This window comes from Streptomyces sp. NPDC059788, from assembly GCF_042732265.1.
Lineage (GTDB): Bacteria > Actinomycetota > Actinomycetes > Streptomycetales > Streptomycetaceae > Streptomyces.
This window is the reverse complement of the sequence record NZ_JBHWHY010000118.1, coordinates 593-1,870: the sequence shown is the minus strand read 5'-3', so window position 1 is coordinate 1,870 and position 1,278 is coordinate 593. Positions and strand designations below refer to the sequence as shown.

The window sequence follows — 1,278 nt, the reverse complement described above, 5'->3', positions numbered from 1 at the left end:
GAATTATAATTTTCCTGCCGATTTTCCGAATGCTCGAACTCCCGGATCTCCCCAGTAGAGAGGTCTACAAACCTATCCTTGTCCAATTTTTTGATATTATTTTTCCGGTTCATCTTCTCCATATGCTGAACTTCAATGACGTGATTCATAGTGGTCACTTTTACAACATCATTTGGAGCTATGAAAACCGCGTCACCATTGCGTTTATCCATCCATTTCCCCTCAATTTTTCCTGTAATGTTTAATTAAAATCAAGTTAATAATAAAGAACCCCAAATCCGAAGTCAGTTTTTCAACAAAAATTAGCGTCCTTTTCCCAAATAGTCCCTATACAATTCCTTAATAGCAAACTCAATTACAGCATCTTTTGAAACTCTTCCAAATACATTGTGTTTTGTAAAATGTTCGGCTAATAACTCTAGCTTTTTAAATGTTTCAACAGTAATTCGAGGTCCAATTTGTTTTTTCACTACCATCCAAACACACTCCTAACAAGTTGTTAACATAATTCTAACATTGGAAATAATAGAATTCAAGAACAGAAAAAAGAAGCACACTCGGAATGATATTTCGTTTCCTTTTGATTCCGAGCCTCCACCCCTTACAATCCCCAAAGGCAACCGACAAGGGAAAATTCGTCCCTTATCGGCACCTCCGGAAATTGTACAGCAAGGGGTCACTCCCAATAAAAAGACTACGACATATAAAACAGGTTTAGCTTCAGAGAAAAAGAGCATAAGGAAACTCGGTGCCACCCTAAAAAAAAGGGTGTCAAACAGGCTGTGCCTGTTGAGTTTCTATGCTCTTAGAACAGGTGCCGTTTTTGAAGCCAAAGATATAGCATAGATACCCCATAGATATAGCAGGGATATACCAAAATATCTCTAGAGATACGGGTATCTATGCTATATCTCTCTACAAGATTCCTCCACACGCTTGACGGAAATGCTTCAGCATTTTAGCACTCACTCGACAGAGTGTATAAGTGCGCCATTCGGAATTTCAAAGCTTCAAATTTCACAGAGAGTGCCCATTTATACACACCCCCTAAATCGTGGTGTGACAATGGGTTCTCGCCGGCTCGAAATCGGTTTGTCATTCTGACAAATAACCCTTCGGGAAATAAAAAAAACGGCTCCATAAAGAGGAACCGTTTTGCTTCAAAAATCACGTTTTGTGTTATACTGGAGAAACGAAATTGTGTTTTCAAAATTGTCATTTTCGACATGATAACTTTTCTCGTAGTGTGGTTTTGCCGAACCCACTACTTTTTTTATG

At 38.6% G+C, this 1,278-nt stretch carries 1 pseudogene; it reads right to left on the bottom strand.

Features of this window, described 5'->3' with window-relative positions:
* A pseudogene (locus tag ACFV57_RS42640) lies at positions 1-212 on the bottom strand (hypothetical protein); the annotation flags it as partial.
* Positions 213-1,278 lie beyond the last annotated feature (1,066 nt).